Source organism: Novosphingobium sp. 9 (assembly GCF_025340265.1).
Lineage (GTDB): Bacteria > Pseudomonadota > Alphaproteobacteria > Sphingomonadales > Sphingomonadaceae > Novosphingobium.
The window spans coordinates 2,530,770-2,548,075 of the sequence record NZ_CP022707.1 but is presented as its reverse complement, the minus strand read 5'-3'; the positions used below and the strand labels follow the sequence as shown (position 1 = coordinate 2,548,075).

The 17,306-nt window shown below is 66.7% G+C and carries 11 protein-coding genes and 1 pseudogene; 5 read left to right on the top strand and 7 right to left on the bottom strand.

The window, feature by feature from the left end:
• Positions 1-39 precede the first annotated feature (39 nt).
• The 4 genes from putA (at position 40) to paoC (ending at position 7,648) form a co-directional block, all read left to right on the top strand.
• The gene (putA, locus tag CI805_RS12460) at positions 40-3,648 is read left to right on the top strand and encodes a trifunctional transcriptional regulator/proline dehydrogenase/L-glutamate gamma-semialdehyde dehydrogenase (protein ID WP_260923763.1); all 3,609 of its coding nucleotides are present in this window, start codon (positions 40-42) and stop codon (positions 3,646-3,648) included.
• A gap of 228 nt (positions 3,649-3,876) precedes the next feature.
• A complete protein-coding gene (paoA, locus tag CI805_RS12455) occupies positions 3,877-4,494 on the top strand; it encodes an aldehyde dehydrogenase iron-sulfur subunit PaoA (protein WP_409934895.1) in 618 nt (205 codons plus the stop codon).
• The gene (locus tag CI805_RS12450; RefSeq protein ID WP_260923754.1) at positions 4,491-5,456 is read left to right on the top strand and encodes an FAD binding domain-containing protein; all 966 of its coding nucleotides are present in this window, start codon (positions 4,491-4,493) and stop codon (positions 5,454-5,456) included. Before paoA ends, CI805_RS12450 begins: the two co-directional genes overlap by 4 nt.
• Positions 5,453-7,648, top strand: a complete 2,196-nt coding sequence (paoC, locus tag CI805_RS12445) for an aldehyde oxidoreductase molybdenum-binding subunit PaoC (RefSeq protein WP_260923752.1) — start codon at positions 5,453-5,455, stop codon at positions 7,646-7,648. Before CI805_RS12450 ends, paoC begins: the two co-directional genes overlap by 4 nt.
• Positions 7,649-7,741: 93 nt before the next feature.
• On the opposite strand, the pseudogene CI805_RS12440 reads toward paoC, so the two are convergent.
• From CI805_RS12440 to cobA, 6 genes and pseudogenes are all read right to left on the bottom strand, one after another.
• A pseudogene (locus tag CI805_RS12440) lies at positions 7,742-8,952 on the bottom strand (MFS transporter).
• Positions 8,953-9,147: 195 nt separating this feature from the next.
• The gene (locus CI805_RS12435) at positions 9,148-10,059 is read right to left on the bottom strand and encodes a phosphoadenylyl-sulfate reductase (protein WP_260923750.1); all 912 of its coding nucleotides are present in this window, start codon (positions 10,057-10,059) and stop codon (positions 9,148-9,150) included.
• Between the two features lie 61 nt (positions 10,060-10,120).
• A complete protein-coding gene (locus CI805_RS12430; protein WP_260923748.1) occupies positions 10,121-10,552 on the bottom strand; it encodes a DUF934 domain-containing protein in 432 nt (143 codons plus the stop codon).
• Complete coding sequence (locus CI805_RS12425; RefSeq protein ID WP_260923746.1) at positions 10,545-12,179, bottom strand: nitrite/sulfite reductase; 1,635 nt, start codon at positions 12,177-12,179, stop codon at positions 10,545-10,547. The genes CI805_RS12430 and CI805_RS12425 overlap by 8 nt, the downstream gene beginning before the upstream one ends.
• A complete protein-coding gene (locus CI805_RS12420; protein ID WP_260923744.1) occupies positions 12,179-12,475 on the bottom strand; it encodes a DUF2849 domain-containing protein in 297 nt (98 codons plus the stop codon). Before CI805_RS12420 ends, CI805_RS12425 begins: the two co-directional genes overlap by 1 nt.
• Complete coding sequence (gene cobA / locus CI805_RS12415) at positions 12,472-13,257, bottom strand: uroporphyrinogen-III C-methyltransferase (RefSeq protein ID WP_260923742.1); 786 nt, start codon at positions 13,255-13,257, stop codon at positions 12,472-12,474. Before cobA ends, CI805_RS12420 begins: the two co-directional genes overlap by 4 nt.
• A gap of 146 nt (positions 13,258-13,403) precedes the next feature.
• Between cobA and CI805_RS12410 the strand changes: the two genes are divergently transcribed.
• The gene (locus CI805_RS12410; RefSeq protein WP_260923740.1) at positions 13,404-14,297 is read left to right on the top strand and encodes a bestrophin family protein; all 894 of its coding nucleotides are present in this window, start codon (positions 13,404-13,406) and stop codon (positions 14,295-14,297) included.
• A 22-nt stretch (positions 14,298-14,319) separates the two neighbouring features.
• Here the strand turns inward: CI805_RS12410 and CI805_RS12405 are convergent, their stop codons facing one another.
• Positions 14,320-17,136: an EAL domain-containing protein gene (locus tag CI805_RS12405; RefSeq protein WP_260923738.1), complete on the bottom strand. Its 2,817-nt coding sequence runs from the start codon at positions 17,134-17,136 to the stop codon at positions 14,320-14,322.
• Positions 17,137-17,306: the final 170 nt, after the last annotated feature.

Genomic DNA, 17,306 nt, shown 5'->3' with positions numbered 1-17,306 from the left:
GTGCAGATCGCCGAAAGGCCTCTCGCTATTATCGCGGCCATGACCAAGCCCGCACCCTTCGCCGCTTTCGCCCCCGCCATCGCGCCTGCCACGCCGCTGCGCGCGGCGATCACTGCCGCCTATCGCCGCGACGAGGCCGAATGCCTCGCGCCGCTGCTCGATGCGGCGACGCTGGATGCGGACACGAAGGCGCGTGTTGCGGAGACTGCCGCGTCGCTCGTCACGCGGCTGCGCGCCAAGCACAAGGGAACCGGCGTCGAAGGGCTGGTACAGGAGTATTCGCTCTCCAGTCAGGAAGGCGTTGCGCTGATGTGCCTGGCCGAAGCGCTGCTGCGGATCCCCGACAACGCCACCCGCGATGCGCTGATCCGCGACAAGATCTCGGACGGTGACTGGAGCGGGCATCTGGGCGGCGGCAAGTCGCTGTTCGTCAACGCGGCCACGTGGGGCCTTGTCGTCACCGGCAAGCTGGTCGGCTCGGTCGATGACAAGGGGCTTTCCGCCGCGCTGACCCGTCTGGTCGCGCGCGCCGGGGAACCGGTGATCCGCAAGGGCGTGGACCTTGCCATGCGCATGATGGGCGAGCAGTTCGTCACCGGCGAGACCATCGACGAGGCGGTGAAGCGCGCCCGCGAGCTGGAAGCCAAAGGCTTCCGCTACAGCTACGACATGCTGGGCGAGGCGGCGACCACGGCGGCTGACGCGGTGCGCTATTATCGTGACTACGAAGTGGCGATCCACGCCATCGGCAAGGCTTCGAACGGCAAGGGTGTCTATGAAGGCCCCGGCATCTCGATCAAGCTTTCGGCGCTGCACCCGCGCTATGTCCGCGCGCAGAGCGCCCGCGTCATGGACGAACTGCTGGACAGCGTGCGCCGTCTGGCGCTGATCGCCAAGAGCTATGACATCGGCCTGAACATCGACGCCGAAGAGGCGGACCGGCTGGAGCTGTCGCTCGACCTGCTCGAAGCGCTGGCGCTCGATCCGCAACTGGCGGGCTGGGACGGCCTTGGCTTCGTGGTGCAGGGCTATGGCAAGCGCTGCCCCTTCGTGATCGACTGGATCGTCGATCTGGCGCGCCGCTCGGGCCGCCGGATGATGGTGCGTCTGGTCAAGGGCGCCTACTGGGACGCCGAGATCAAGCGCGCGCAGGTGGACGGGCTGGCCGACTTCCCGGTCTATACCCGCAAGGTCCACACCGATGTCGCTTACGTGGCCTGTGCGAAGAAGCTGCTGGCCGCGCCCGACGCCGTGTTCCCGCAGTTCGCGACGCACAACGCACAGACGCTGGCGACGATCTACGAACTGGCAGGCCCCGATTTCGCGACCGGTCGCTACGAGTTCCAGTGCCTGCACGGCATGGGCGAGGCGCTCTATTCCGAGGTCGTTGGCAAGGACAACCTCGACCGTCCGTGCCGCATCTATGCGCCGGTCGGCACGCACGAGACGCTGCTGGCCTATCTGGTCCGCCGCCTGCTGGAAAACGGCGCGAACTCCTCGTTCGTGAACCGCATTGCCGATCCGGCGGTGGCGATTGCCGATCTCGTGGCCGATCCGGTGGACGTGGTGCGCGCGATGCCGCAGCCGGGCGCCCGCCATGACGGGATCGCGCTGGCCTCGGGTCTCTACGAAGGGCGTCTGAACTCGGCGGGCATCGACCTGTCGGACGAGACGGCGCTGGCGGCGCTGTCGCAGGCGCTGGTGGCCTCGGCGCAGCGCGAATGGCGCGCGGCGGCAGAGGGTGGCGAAGGTTCGGCGCGTCCGGTGCTCAATCCCGCCGATCACCGCGATGTGGTGGGTGAAGTGGTCGAGGCCAGTGCCGAATACGCCGCCGCCGCCGTGATCCGCGCGGCTGCCAGCACCTGGGGGCAGGTGCCCATCGAGCGCCGCGCGGCCATGCTCGATACCGCCGCCGATGCCATGCAGGCGCAGATCGGCGAACTGATGGGCCTCGTCATGCGCGAGGCGGGCAAGTCGGCGCCCAACGCGATTGCCGAAGTGCGCGAGGCGATCGACTTCCTGCGCTATTACGCCAAGCAGTCGCGCATCCGTCTGGGCGCGGCGCAGCTGCCGCTGGGGCCGGTGGTGTGCATCAGCCCGTGGAACTTCCCGCTGGCGATCTTTGCGGGGCAGATGGCTGCGGCGCTCGTCGCGGGGAACCCGGTGCTCGCCAAGCCTGCCGAGGAAACGCCGCTGATCGCTGCCGAGGCTGTGCGTCTTCTCCATGCGGCGGGCGTTCCGGCCGATGCGCTGCAACTGGTGCCGGGTGACGGCGCGGTCGGCGCCGCGCTGGTCGCCGCGCCCGAGGTGGCAGCGGTGATGTTCACCGGCTCCACCGAAGTCGCGCGCCTGATCCAGCGCCAGCTGGCGGATCGCCTGTCGAGCGCGGGCAAGCCGATCCCGCTGATCGCCGAAACCGGCGGCCAGAACGCGATGATCGTTGATAGCTCGGCGCTGGCCGAGCAGGTGGTGGCAGACGTCATCGCCTCGGCCTTCGACAGCGCGGGCCAGCGCTGTTCGGCGCTGCGGGTGCTGTGCCTGCAGGAGGACGTGGCCGACCGCACGCTGACCATGCTGAAGGGCGCGCTGGCGGAGCTGGCCATCGGCAATACCGAGCGCCTGTCGAACGACATCGGCCCGGTCATCACCGCAGAGGCCAAGGCAAACATCGAGGCGCATATCGCCGCGATGCGCGCGAAGGGCTGCGCGGTCGAGCAGGTCGCGCTGCCCGAGGGTTGCGCGGCAGGTACGTTCGTGGCGCCGACGATCATCGAGATCGGCTCTATCGACCAGCTGGGGCGCGAGGTCTTCGGCCCGGTGCTGCATGTCGTGCGCTGGAAGCGCAAGGAACTGGATGCCCTGATCGGTGCGATCAACGCGACCGGCTATGGCCTGACGTTCGGTCTGCACACCCGCCTCGACGGTACGGTGGCGGACGTGAGCGCGCGGGTGAAGGCGGGCAACCTCTATATCAACCGCAACGTCATCGGCGCCATCGTCGGCGTGCAGCCGTTCGGCGGCCGCGGGCTTTCGGGTACGGGTCCCAAGGCGGGCGGGCCGCTCTATCTGGGCCGTCTGGTGAGCGAGGCACCTGCGGTACTGCCCGCGACGGGCCTGCAGGATGCGGCGTTCGCGGCCTACCTCGGCTGGCTGGAAGCGCAGGGCGAGACCTCGGCACTGGCCGCCGCGCGCGCCATCGCTGCGCAGTCCCCGCTGGGTTTCGAGGTCGAACTGGCCGGGCCGGTGGGCGAGCGCAACCTCTACGCGATCCATCCGCGCGGGCGGATTCTGGCGCGGGCTTCCACGTGCGAGGGCCTGCTGGCGCTGATCGCGGCGGTGCTCGCGACGGGCAATACTGCGCGAACCGAAGGCGTGGCGCTGCCGGAAGGTCTGCCTGCTGCCGTGCTCGACCGTCTGCGTCCCGATACCGGTGAGGCTATCGCCGCCGCTCTGGTCGAGGGCAGCGGCGAGGATGCCCGTGCCGTTGCCCTGACTGTGGCGGAATGGGCAGGGGCCATCGTCCCTGTGCATTGTGCGCCCGGCGATCTGTGCGGTGTCTGGCCGATGGCGGGGCTTGTCGAGGAAGTATCGACCTCGATCAACACGACGGCAGCAGGCGGGAACGCCAGTCTAATGATGCTCGGCTGAATATAGCTAAAATAACGATAGGGTCCGGGATGGAGCGAAATCGCCCTCCCGGACCGGAAATGCTTGCGCTCGCAAGGTCGTTCGCTTCATAAATGGCGGAACGAACGGGACGTGGCCTGCGTTGTCGCCGGGTACACTGCTCCCATAAAGGCCGGACCACCGGCTTCAACCATGACGAGAGCAACCATGACCCACGACTGGCAACCGCCGGCCCTATCGAGGCGCACTATGCTCAAGACCACTGCCGCCGGCGCTGCCGTTGCCGGCACGATCGGCCCCGTCGCGGCGGCAAGCCCCGCACCTGTCGATGAAACGCCGCGCATGGACGTGTCGCTGACGGTGAACGAGCGCAAGCAGACGCTCTCGCTCGATCCGCGCACCACGTTGCTCGATGCCTTGCGCGAACATCTTCACCTGACCGGCACCAAGAAGGGCTGCGATCACGGCCAGTGCGGGGCCTGCACGGTGATCGTCAACGGACGGCGGATCAATTCCTGCCTGACGCTGGCGGTGATGCATGAAGGCGATCACGTCACGACCATCGAGGGGCTCGGCTCGCCGGACAACCTCCACCCGATGCAAGCGGCTTTCGTGAAGCATGACGGTTTCCAGTGCGGCTATTGCACGCCGGGCCAGATCTGCTCGGCGGTGTCGGTGCTCAGGGAAATCGAGGCAGGCGTGCCCAGCCATGTCACGGTGGATGTGGCGAAGGCATCGCCGCTGACCGCGCTGGAAATGCGCGAGCGGATGAGCGGCAACATCTGCCGCTGCGGGGCCTACTCCAACATTTCCGAAGCCATGCTGGAAGTCGCCGGGCTTGAAGCCGCCGGGGAGGCGCAGGCATGAAGCCGTTCACCTACGAGCGCGCGCATTCGGCGAAAGACGCTGCTGCCAAGGCCGCTGCTACCCCCGGTGCGAAGTTCATCGCCGGGGGAACCAACCTTCTCGATCTGATGAAACTGGAGATCGAGGCGCCCTCGCATCTCATCGACGTGAACGGGCTGGGTTTCGACAGCATCGAGCCCACGAAGGATGGCGGCCTGCGGATCGGCGCGCTGGTGCGCAACACCGATCTTGCCGCGCATGAGACGGTGCGGCGCGATTATGGCGTGCTGACCCGCGCGCTGGTGGCAGGCGCCTCGGGACAGTTGCGCAACAAGGCGACGACGGCGGGCAACCTGCTCCAGCGCACGCGCTGCCCCTATTTCTACGATCCCAACATGCCCTGCAACAAGCGCAGGCCGGGCTCGGGATGCGGGGCGATCGGCGGCTATTCGCGCCAGCTTGGCGTGATCGGCACCTCCGATGCCTGCATCGCCACGCACCCCAGCGACATGGCCGTGGCCATGCGCGCGCTCGATGCGGTGGTGGAAACGGTCAAGGCCGACGGCTCGGCACGGACGATCCCCATCGCCGATTTTCACCGCCTGCCAGGCGATACGCCGCACATCGAAACGGCGCTGGAGAAGGGCGAACTGATCACCGCGGTCACGCTGCCCAAGGCACCGGGAGGGGCGCACTTCTATCGCAAGGTGCGGGATCGTTCGTCCTATGCTTTCGCGCTGGTCTCGGTCGCGGCGGTGCTGCACGAGGACGGCACCGGGTGTATCGCCCTTGGCGGCGTTGCGCCCAAACCGTGGCGCCGAAGCGAGGCGGACGCACAACTTCGAAACGGCGCGAAGGCCGTTTCCGATGTGCTGATGGCAGGCGCGAAAGCGAGAGCAGACAATGCCTTCAAGGTGACGCTGGCCGAGCGCACGATCGGCTCGGTCATGGCCGAAGCCAGACTGGCGGAGAAGAGCGCATGAAGTTCGAAACGCCCGCAGGCGCAAATCCCATCGATCGCATGGAAGTGGTGGGCAAGGCGCATGATCGTATCGACGGTCCGCTCAAGACCACCGGCCGCGCGCCTTATGCCTATGAGCATCGCGAGATCCCGGCCAATCCCGCCTATGGCGTGATTCTGGGCGCGGGCATCGCCAGGGGACGGCTCAAGTCCCTCGATACCAGCGCTGCCGAGCGCGCGCCCGGCGTGCTGGTCGTGGTGACGGCAGCGAATGCCGGGCCGCTCGGCCAGTCCGGGATGAACACCGCGCCCTTGCTGGGCGGGCCGGAGATCGTTCACTACCATCAGGCGATCGCGCTGGTGGTTGCCCGCACGTTCGAGGAGGCGACGGCGGCTGCGGCGCTGCTGCGCCCGGACTATGCGCCCGAGGCAGGGCGGTTCGATCTGGCGGTCGCCAGCCGCGATCCGGCGCTGCCGCCGGGGCAGGGCGCCGAACAGGCGGGCTCCAGTTTCGGAGACTTCGATGCCGCCTTCGCCGCGGCGCCGGTCAAGGTCGATCAGACGTATGCCACGCCGCCCGAGGCCCATGCGATGATGGAACCGCACGCCTCCATCGCCTGGTGGGAGGGAGAGAGGCTGACCGCGTGGACGTCCAACCAGATGATCGCCTGGGGGCGGAAATCTGTGGCCGAAACGCTGAAGATCGCGCCCGAGAATGTGCGGATCATGTCACCCTATATCGGCGGCGGGTTCGGCGGAAAGCTGTTCCTGCGGACCGACATGGTCATGGCTGCGCTGGGCGCAAGGGCGGCGAAGTGCCCGGTCAAGGTCGTGCTCCAGCGTCCGCTGATGTTCAACAATACCACGCATCGCCCGGCGACGATCCAGCGCCTGCGCCTCGGCGCGGAGCATGACGGTACGATCACCGCCATCGCGCACGAGAACGTCTATGCCAATATGGTCGACGGCAGCGATGACAGCTCCACCAACCAGACGCAGTTCCTTTATGCGGGCGCCAACCGTCTGACGAAGACGCGGCAGGCGGTGGTCGACTGGCCCGAAGGCAACGCGATGCGCGCGCCGGGCGAGGCGACCGGGTTGATGGCGCTCGAAGTGGCGATGGACGAACTGGCGGAAGGGCTCGGCATGTGTCCGGTCAAGCTGCGCATCCACAACGATACGCAGGTCGCGCCGGAAAATCCGTCGAAAGCGTTCAGCCAGCGCCATCTGGTGGCCTGCCTCCAGCAGGGGGCGGAGCGCTTCGGCTGGGACAGGCGCAGCAAGGCGGGCACCCGGCGCGAGGGCGACCTGCTGATCGGCATGGGCGTGGCTGCGGCCTATCGCGGCAATATCAACATGACCTCTGCGGCGCGGGTGAAGCTGGACGGCAAGGGCCATGCCACGGTCGAAACCGACATGACCGACATCGGCACCGGCAGCTACACGATCCTCGCGCAGACGGCTGCCGAGATGCTGGGGCTGCCGATGAGCGCTGTCACCGTGACGCTGGGTGATTCCAGCTTCCCGGTGTCGGCAGGCTCGGGCGGGCAGTGGGGGGCGAACAGCTCCACCTCCGGTCTCTACGCGGCCTGCGTGAAGCTGCGCGGGCAGGTCTGTGCGAAACTGGGCCTCGATCCTGCCGAGGCGACTTTCGCCAAGGGGCAGGTCACGGCGGGCAACCGCAGTTTCGCGCTGTCCGATGCCGGCGCGATGGTGGCCGAGGACACCATGCAGTGGGGCCAGATCGCCAAGGACTATGTGCAGGCGACGTTCGGCGCGCACTTCGTCGAAGTCTCGGTCGATGCCTGGACCGGCGAGATCCGCGTGCGGCGGATGCTGGCGGTCTGCGATGCGGGCCGTATCCTCAACCCCAAGACCGCGCGCAGTCAGATGATCGGGGCGATGACGATGGGGGTGGGCGGTGCGCTGATGGAGGAACTCGCCGTCGATACCCGCTTCGGCCACTTCGTGAACCACGATCTGGCCGGATACGAAGTGCCGGTACACCTCGACATTCCGCATCAGGAGGTGATCTTCCTCGACACCCCGGACGACAAGGTCTCGCCGATGAAGGCCAAGGGCGTGGGCGAACTGGGCCTGTGCGGCGTGGCGGCGGCGCTCGCCAATGCGGTCTACAATGCCACCGGGGTGCGCGTGCGCGAATACCCGGTGACGCTGGACAAGTTGCTGGATAAGTTGCCGCAGCCGGTGTGACGCCTTGCGCGCAGGACACGAAAAAAGGGCGGAGCGCTTGTGGCGCTCCGCCCTTTTTTCGTGTCGGCCCCGTTTTGTTTAGGACAGAGCCGCTTACTCTGCCGGAGCAGCTTCGAAGCGGGCCTGTTCGCGGCCGTGGAGGTTGAGCGTCAACAGGAAAAGCGCAAGACCCGCCAGCGATAGCGCCACGCCAATCCAGCCGGTCGAGGTCAGGCCATAGCCCGCGGTGATCGCCAGGCCCCCCAGCCACGGACCCAGTGCATTGGCGGTGTTGAAGGCGCTGTGGTGCGCAGCGGCGGCCAGCGCCTGCGCGTCTCCCGCCACGTCCATCAGGCGCGTCTGCATCACGGTGCCAAGGCCGCCGCCGAAGCCGATCAGCAGGATCGCGCCGCTCAGCGCCCAGATGTTGTGCGCAGCCAGCGGGAACAGCGCCAGCGATCCGGCCAGCCACAGGAACGAGAGGATCGCCGCCTTGTTGAGCGCGCGGTCGGCCAGCCAGGCCCAGGCGAAGTTGCCCGCCGTCATGCCCACGCCGAACACGGCGAGGACCAGCGGCACGGCGGCATCGCCCGCCTTGGTCACGTCGATGATGGTCGAGGCGACATAGGTGTAGACGGCGAAGAGACCGCCGAAGCCGACCGCCTCGGTCAGCAGCGTCAGCACCACCTGCGGACGGCGCAGCGCGCCAAGCTCGCGCAAGGGGCTGGCTTCCGGATCGGCGGGCGCACGCGGGCGAACATGGCGACGAGCGTCATCGAGATCACCGCGAGCACCGCGACCACGCCGAAGCCCCAGCGCCAGCCGAGCGCCTGCCCCAGCCAGTTCGCCATCGGCACGCCGATGATCGTTGCGACGGTGAGCCCGGTCATGACGTTGGCGACCGACTGCGCGCGCTTGTTGGGCGGCACCAGCGAGGCGGCGACGAGCGCGGCAAGGCCGAAGTAGGCGCCATGCGGCAATCCGCTGATGAAGCGGCACAGCAGCAGCACGTGGTAGTTGCCCGCCAGTGCCGACAGGCCGTTGCCGACCGCGAACAGCGCCATCAGGCCGACCAGCAACTGGCGGCGCGGCAGCTTGGCGGCAAGCACGGCGATGGTCGGGGCTCCGACGACGACGCCCAGCGCATACATGCTGATGGCATGGCCGGCTTCGGCTTCCGACAGGTGCAGGTCGGAGGCGAAGAAGGGGACGAGGCTCATCGCCGCGAATTCGGTGGTGCCGATCGCGAAGGCGCCCATGGCCAGGGCCAGGGTGACAAGCAGGGGATGAACCGCATGGTCCTGCGGCGCGCGGGAAACGCTCATGACAAACTCGATTGTTGGGGTGTACCCGGCATTGTAACGGACGATGGCGTGCGTTCTAAGACGCTCTTGCGTGCGTTTAATGCATGTTGCGATGCGGCATCTGCAATGCGATGCAAGCTGCGAAGGTTACAAGGCGCAGCACGATCCCGTCACGCTGCGCCTTGTGAGAACCTGATAAAGCCGCGCCGCCCGGTATCAGAAGACCGGATCGTAGCCCGGCGGCAGATCGGTGCTCTTGCCGTCACCGGTGCCCGGTACGGGGCTGGCGGCGTCGCTGGTCTCCCCGGCGACGTGAATGCCGCATTCGGTCTTGTCCCAGCCCTTCCAGCGCCCCGAGCGCGGGTCTTCGCCCGGCGCGACCTTGCTGGTGCAGGGCATGCAGCCGATCGAGGGATAGCCCTGCGCCACCAGCGGATGCGGGGGCAGGTCATGCTCGGCGATATAGGCGGCGAGGCGCTCGGCGCTCCAGTCGATCAGCGGATTGATCTTGAGGCGCCCGGCGGCATCGGTCGTATCGATCTCGAAACGCGGCAGGTTGGCGCGGGTCTTGGCCTGGAACGACTTGCGGCCCGAGAACGAGGCATCGTAGTTCGCCAGCGCTTTCGCCAGCGGCTTCACCTTGCGGATTTCGCAGCAGCCGTCCGGGTCCCACGACCAGCGCAGGCCGTTCTCGTCCTTCGCCGCCAGTTCCGCCTCGTCAGGCGTCAGGTTGACGAGCTGGGTGAGGCCAAGCTGTGCCGCCAGCGTATCGCGATAGGCCAGCGTCTCGGGGAAGTGCTTGCCCGTTTCGAGGAACAGCACCGGTACCGAAGGATCGACGCTGGCGACCAGATGCAGCAGCACCGCGCTGTCCGCGCCGAAGCTGGAGACCGCCGTGACCCGCCCGACAAGACCTTCCGCCAGCACCGTGCGCAGCATCTCCAGCGTATCGACACCGGCAAAGCGCGCGTTCAGCGCCTCGGCATCCGCCGCCGTGAAACGGGGCGAGGTGTCGAGCCGGTCAACGGCGCGCAGACGGTCGCGACCGGGGTTTTCCCGGCTCGTTTCCCACCCGGATCCTTGAGCGTCGGGTGCGAGCGAGTCCTGTGCAAGCTGAGGTTGGGCCATGGGCGGAAAGTCCTTTGTGCGGCCTCACCGATGTTCGGTGTCGGCCTTCATACGGGGCGTGTCAGGCGTGGCGTTTCGCCCAGATGGCCTGACGTCCGTCGACGTTGGTCGCCTGATAGACGTTCTCCCAGCGGGTGAACGCGTTATCGGCGTCGGTGGGGTTGAGCGGCTTGTCGGGCGCGAAGGCATCCACGCCGCAGCGGCGCAGATGGCTGAGCATGTCGATCACCAGATCGCCGACCGCGCGCAGCTCGCCCCGATAGCCCGCTTCGCGCAGGATACGGGCCGAGGAATAGCCGCGCCCGTCGGTCCAGCTGGGGAAGCTGACTTCGACCAGTGCGAGGCGGTCCAGATGCGGCAGCAGGTCGCGGGCATCGTCGCCCGGCTCCACGCGCACGGCGCTGGCGTTGGTCTGTTCGGTGAAGGCGTCGACCGTCACGGCGGGGTCGTTGACGGCCTCGTCGTCACGGAAGCGGAACTGCACGTCAACCATAGATCACTTCCTTGAACGGGCCCATGCCCAGGCGGCGGTAGGTGTCGAGGAAGCGCTCGCCGTCCTCGCGCTGGGCCAGATAGAGGTCGGTTACGCGCTCGATCGCATCGACCACGCCGTCCTCGTCGAAGCCGGGGCCGGTGATCTTGCCGAGCGAGGTATCCGCGCCCTCGCTGCCGCCGAGCAGCAGCTGGTAGTTCTCGGTGCCCTTGCGGTCGACGCCTAGAATGCCGATGTGCCCGGCGTGGTGGTGGCCGCAGGCGTTGATGCAGCCCGAGATCTTGAGCTTGAGCTCACCGATTTCCGCCTGCTTCTCGGCCGAGCCGAAGCGCTCCGAGATCTTCTGCGCCACCGGGATCGAGCGGGCGTTCGCGAGCGCGCAGTAGTCGAGACCGGGGCAGGCGATGATATCGCCGATGGTGTCGAGGTTGGCGGTGGAAAGACCGTTCGCGTCGAGTGCCTGCCACACGGTGTAGAGATCGGCCTTGCGCACATGCGGCAGCACGATGTTCTGCGCATGCGTGGCGCGCAGTTCGTCAAGGCTGTAGTCCTTGGCAAGCTTTGCCATCAGGCGGATCTGGTCGGCGCTGGCATCGCCCGGAATCCCGCCGATCGGCTTGAGGCTGATCGTCGCGATCGTGTAGCCCTTCTGCTTGTGGGGGTGGCAGTTACGCTCAACCCACAGGCGGAAATCGGGATCGGACAGGTCCAGATCGTCGCTGGCGTCCGCATCGTAGGCGGGATCGGCGAAGTGCGCCTTGATCCGCTCCAGCTCGGCCAGGGGCGGCTCGATGCCCTGCGTCAGCAGGTGCGCGAACTCTTCCTCGACCTGACGCAGATACTCGTCCTTGCCGATCTCGTGGACCAGGATCTTGATGCGCGCCTTGTACTTGTTGTCGCGGCGGCCATAGCGGTTGTAGACGCGCAGGCACGCCTCGGCATAGGTGATCAGCTGGTCGAGCGGCACGAATTCGCGGATCATCGAGGCGATCATCGGGGTGCGGCCCATGCCGCCGCCGACGTGGAACTCGGCGCCGACTTCGCCCGCATCGTTCTTGACCATGCGGATGCCGATATCGTGCAGGCGCATCGCCGCACGGTCGACCTCGCTGGCGATCACCGCGATCTTGAACTTGCGCGGCAGGACGAGGAATTCCGGGTGGAAGCTGGACCACTGGCGCAGCAGCTCGGCGTAAGGACGCGGATCGACCACTTCGTCGGCATCGGCCCCTGCGTACTGGTCGGCGCTGATGTTGCGGATGCAGTTGCCGCTGGTCTGGATGGCATGCATCTCCACCTTCGCCAGATCGGCGAGGATGTCGGGCGTGTCCTCCAGCTTGATCCAGTTGTACTGGATGTTCTGGCGGGTGGTGAAGTGACCATAGCCGCGGTCGTACTTGTCGGCGATGTCGCCCAGCAGATGCATCTGCTGCGAGTTCAGCGTGCCATAGGGCACCGCGACGCGCAGCATGTAGGCGTGCAGCTGGAGGTACAGGCCGTTCTGCAGGCGCAGCGGCTTGAACTGGTCCTCGGTCAGGTCACCGGCAAGGCGGCGGCGCACCTGATCGCGGAATTCCTCGACGCGGGTATCGACCATCTGCTGGTCATAGGTATCGTACTTGTACATCAGATCACCCAGTTCACGGCTTGGGGGTCGGCAGGCTTGAGCGTCAGGTCGGTGCGGACCGTGGGGCCAAGCGCGCGGATGCGGTCCTTGATATGCGCGGGACGCACGCCTTCTGCGGTCTTCTCGCCATCGATTTCGTAGGCGCCGACGACGTTGCGGGCGGCTTCCTCGCGCGCGACGATCGCGGCGCCATGTTCGCCCGCATCGGCGCTGTCGTTCACGTCGAGCGACCAGCCCACGCCGGTCCACCAGATGACGGCGCCGCTCTTCAGGTCGTTGCCGGTCACGATCTTCACTTGCCTGCCTCCAGCGCCAGAGCGCGAATGGTATGATCGGCAAGGTCGCCGCGCGCGCGGGCAACATCGCCGATGACGATGAGCGCCGGGCTCTTCACCCGGTGCGAGGAAACGAGGGCCTCAAGGCCTGCGAGCGGACTGCGCAGCACGCGCATCTGCGCGCGGGTGGCGTTCTCGATCACGGCGACGGGCACATCGGGGGCAAGACCGTCGGCCATCAGCTTCTCGCTGATCTGCGCGGCGGTGGCGAGGCCCATGAAGATCACGAGCGTGCGGCCCTTGCCGGCAAGGCCGGACCAGTCCTGCTCGGTCAGGCCCTTGCACTGGCCCGCCACGAACGAGACGATCGAGGCGTGATCGCGGTGGGTCAGCGGAATTTGCGCGGCAGCCGAAGCGCCCAGCGCGGAGGAGATGCCGGGGACGACCTCAACCTCGATACCGGCGGCGCGGCAGGCCTCGGCCTCTTCGCCGCCGCGTCCGAATACGAAGGGATCGCCGCCCTTGAGGCGTACCACGTCGCGGCCCGCAAGGGCTTCGCGCACGAGCAGGGCGTTGATGTCCTCCTGCTGCATCGTGTGGCGCGAGCGCGCCTTGGCGACCGAGATCCGCTCTGCCGCCGGGTTCACCATGGCAAGGATCGCGGTGTCGACGAGGCCATCGTGCACCACCAGCGAGGCGCCTTCCAGCAGCCGCGCGGCGCGCAGCGTCAGCAGGTCGGGATCGCCCGGACCGGCGCCGACGAGATGGACTCGGCCTTTGGGGGTTGCAGGTGTCATGGTCATGACAGGCGAGATGCGCCCGAACGTCTGGCCTTTCCAGCCACAAAGGCTAATGGGGCGGGTAGCACAGCTTTAGACCGTCGCTTTCGATGCGGACTGCGCCCTTTTTGCACCGCGTCATGGCGAGGGTTCCATACCGGAGCCTCCAGATGATCGTCCGCCCGCAGCCTGGCCTTGTCGACATTCTCTTTCACCTGCGCGGATCGGTGGTGCCGCGCATCTGGAAGCGGCTGGCGTTCATGATGATGGTCTCGGTGATCGCGGTCGCGCTGATGGACCACGGCATGGCATCGGGCGCGCATCTGGCGGCAGCGCCGTTCGCGGTGATCGGGCTGGCGCTGTCGATTTTCATGAGCTTCCGCAACAACGCCTGCTACGACCGCTGGTGGGAAGGGCGCAAGCAATGGGGGCAGCTGATCATCTCCTCGCGCGCCTTCGCCCGCCAGATCGCGACGATCGACCCGGCGCAGCGCGAAGTGCTGGCGCTGGGCGTGATCGGCTTCACCAAGGGCCTTGCCGCCAAGCTGCGCGGGCTGGACGAGGAGCAGGCCATCGCCCCGTTCGTGCCAGACCTCGCGCCGGGCACACCCAATCCCACGGACGCAGCGCTGCGCAGCGTGGGCATCGCAGCGGCCCGGCTGATGCGCGAAGGCGCGATCGAGCCGATGCACTATTCGGTGCTGGAAACGCAGCTTGCGGCGCTGTCGGGGGTGCAGGGCGCCTGCGAGCGGATCAAGGCGACGCCGCTGCCTTATGCCTTCACGCTGCTGCTGCACCGCACGGCCTACGGCTTCTGCCTGCTGCTGCCCTTCGCGCTGGTTTCCGCGCTGGGCTGGTGGACGCCGCTGCCGGTGCTGCTGGTGAGCTATGCCTTCTTCGGCCTCGATTCGCTGGGCGACGAGATGGAAGACCCGTTCGGCACCGAGACCAACGATCTCCCGCTCGATGCCATGGCCCGCACGGTGGAGCGCGAGATGCTCGCGATGCTGGGCCATACGGACCTGCCGCCCGCGCTCCTGCCGCAGGACGACCTGCTGCTCTGAAGCAAGTCCCTCGCGCGCGGGATCAGTCGTTCACGGCTGTCCGCGCATCGGCCTGCGCCTTGCGAAAGATGTCGTTCGCCGCGACGAGGCTGGGCGGCGCGGCGGGACGGCCAAGGTAATAGCCCTGCGCTTCCTCGCAGCCTTCGGCGATCAGCAACTCGTACTGCACGCCCGTCTCTACACCTTCGGCCAGAACCGGGATGTTGAGCGACTGGCCCAGCGCCAGCACCGCGCGAATGATCGCCAGCGCCTGATTGTTCGTGTCCGATTCGATCAGGAACGACTTGTCGATCTTGATCTTGTCGAACGGGAAGGCGTGCAGGGTATCGAGCGAGGAATAGCCGGTGCCGAAATCGTCCATCGCGATGGCAACGCCCAGTTCCTTGATCTGGCGCAGGTTCGCCAGCGCGCGCGCCTTGTCCGAGATGATCGCGGTCTCGGTGATCTCCAGCTCCAGCCGATGAGCCGGGAGCCCGGTTTCCCGAAGAATGCGCGTCACCACGTCGACAAGGCCGGGCTGCACCAGCTGGACGGGGGAAAGGTTCACCGCCACGCGTTCCTCGGTGGGCCACAGGCAGGCTTCGCGGCAGGCCTGTCGCATGACCCATTCGCCGATGGGGATGATCAGCCCGGTTTCCTCGGCGATGGGAATGAAGTCCATCGGCGATACCATCCCGCGCGAGGGATGATGCCAGCGCAGCAGGGCTTCGTAGCCTGACAGCGCGCCCGTGCGCAGGTTGTGCTGCGGCTGGTAGAGCAGCGCGAGTTCGCGCCGGTCGACCGCGTGGCGCAGGTCGTTGGCGATCTGGCGACGCTCGCGCGCGCTTTCGTCCATGCTCGGCTCGTAATAGCACAGCTGCTCGATCAGCTGCGACTTGGCGCGATACATGGCCAGATCGGCATTGTTCAGCAGCGCCTCTCGGTCGCCGCCATCCTGCGGGAATACCGCTACGCCGACGCTGCCGCCGATCGGCAGTTCCTGTTCCTCATGGACGATCGGCTGCGACAGGGCACCTGTCACCCGACGCAGGAATTCGGCGAGGTCCGCCTGATTGGAATATTCCTTGGCCAGCGCGAACTCGTCGCCGCCCAGACGCGCGACGATCTCGTCTTCCTGAAGGTCCAGACCGAGGCGACGCGCGAATTCGACGAGCACGACATCGCCCCAGGAGTGCCCCCAGGTGTCGTTGATTTCCTTGAACCGGTCGAGGTCGAGCATGACGAGGGCCAGCTTGCGGCCAGCGCGCTCCGCCTCGGGAAGATGCTCGTCCAGCCACAGTTCGAAACGGGTGCGGTTGGGCAGGCCGGTCAGGCCGTCATGCAGCGCCATATGCTCGATACGCGCTTCGGACTGGCGCTGTGCGGTCACGTCGTCGAAGGTCGTCACCCATCCGCCGTCGTCCATGCGGCGGCTGACGATGGAGACGGACAGGGCGCCGTACTCGAACACTTCTGCTGGATAATCCGGCGTGTTGACGGCGCGGTGGATGGCATCGTTGGAAAGGGCCAGTCGCTCCGCGCTGGGGCGATCGCCGAGGCGCGCGGTCAGCGCTTCCAGAATGGCCTCGTCCAGCGAGGTGCCGGGCGGGCAGGCATCCGCAGGCAGATTGTACATTTCAAGGAAACGACGATTGCGCAGTACGATGCGTTCGTCCGCATCGAACAGGCACAGCCCCTGGTGCATGTGGGCAAGCGCGGTGTCGAGCTGGCGCGAGGTGTTTTCGAGCCGGTCGTTGTGTTCCTTGAAGCGGGTCATGTCGCGGGTGATCTTGGCAAAGCCGATATGCACACCGTCATGATTGCGAAACGGCTCGATAGTGACGTGAGCCCAGAACCGGGTGCCGTCGCGGCGCATGCGCCAGCCCTCTGCCGTGAACTTGCCTTCGGCCAGAGCCGTGGCGATCGCGCGCTCCGGCAATCCGCTTTCGCGATCCTCCGGCGTGTAGAAAGCGGCCAGCGGCATGCCGATAGCCTCGATGGCGCTATAGCCTTTCAGTCGCTGCGCACCGGCGTTCCAGTTGGCGACATGGGCCTCGGTATCGAGCATGTAGATCGCGCAATCGGAAATACCGCGTACCAGAAACGAGAACTGACGCTCGCTGGCATGGATGGCCTCGCGGGTGCGGCGATGGATGATCAGGGCTGTGATCAGCAGCGCCAGCAGGCTCAGCGAGATGGCGGTGATGACCGAAGCCATGATGTGCGGCGCGATGATCAGGCCGTAGGGATCGAGGCGGTTCGGCGTCAGGTGCAGCCCGGCCATGCTCGTGAAGTGCAGCAGCACGACGGCAAGCGTCAGGCTGAGGGTTGCCGAAAGGATCGAGGTCAGGCGGCAGCCGTGCAGCGCCCAGTACATCGCGAAAGGGGTGGGCACGATCGCCAGCACGACCGAAGCAACGACGTGGCCCGGTTCCCAGTGCAGCGTGGCGGGAAGCGTCATCGCTTCCATGCCGGTGTAATGCATGGCGGCAAAGCCCGCGCCCGTGGCAAGGCTGCCGATCAGCAGCCCGGCGCGTGAACGATGGTCGAGCGCGATCGAGAAACCGAAGCAGGTGGTGACGATCGGCAGGGCCAGCGAGATGACGGTCAGCAGGGTGTCGTAGCCGATCACTACGCCCGGCGTGTATCCGAGCATCGCCACGAAGTGGGTTGCCCAGACGCCGAAGCCGCCGCCTATCCCCGCAAGATAGCGCCAGCGCAGGCGCTCGTCCTTGGCGCCAAGGCGGGCCTGGCGCAGCAGCAGCACGGCTGCCAGCGAGGAGAGGAAGCAGATCGCAGCAGCGAGGGCGACGAGTCGCACATCGTGCTCGTCACGAATGCAGGTCAGAATGTCGAACACGGTGCGTCCCGTTATACTTGTACGGATTTCCTAGGGGTATGTTCGTAAACACCGGGTAAATGATACGGAAAATCACGTAATTTCCGTAGTTTGTGTGGCGTGGAAAATTGCGAAATCCGATTCGCGATTCGTTAGTCGGCACCTAACCGAATCTTAAGGTCGGTCTGCCA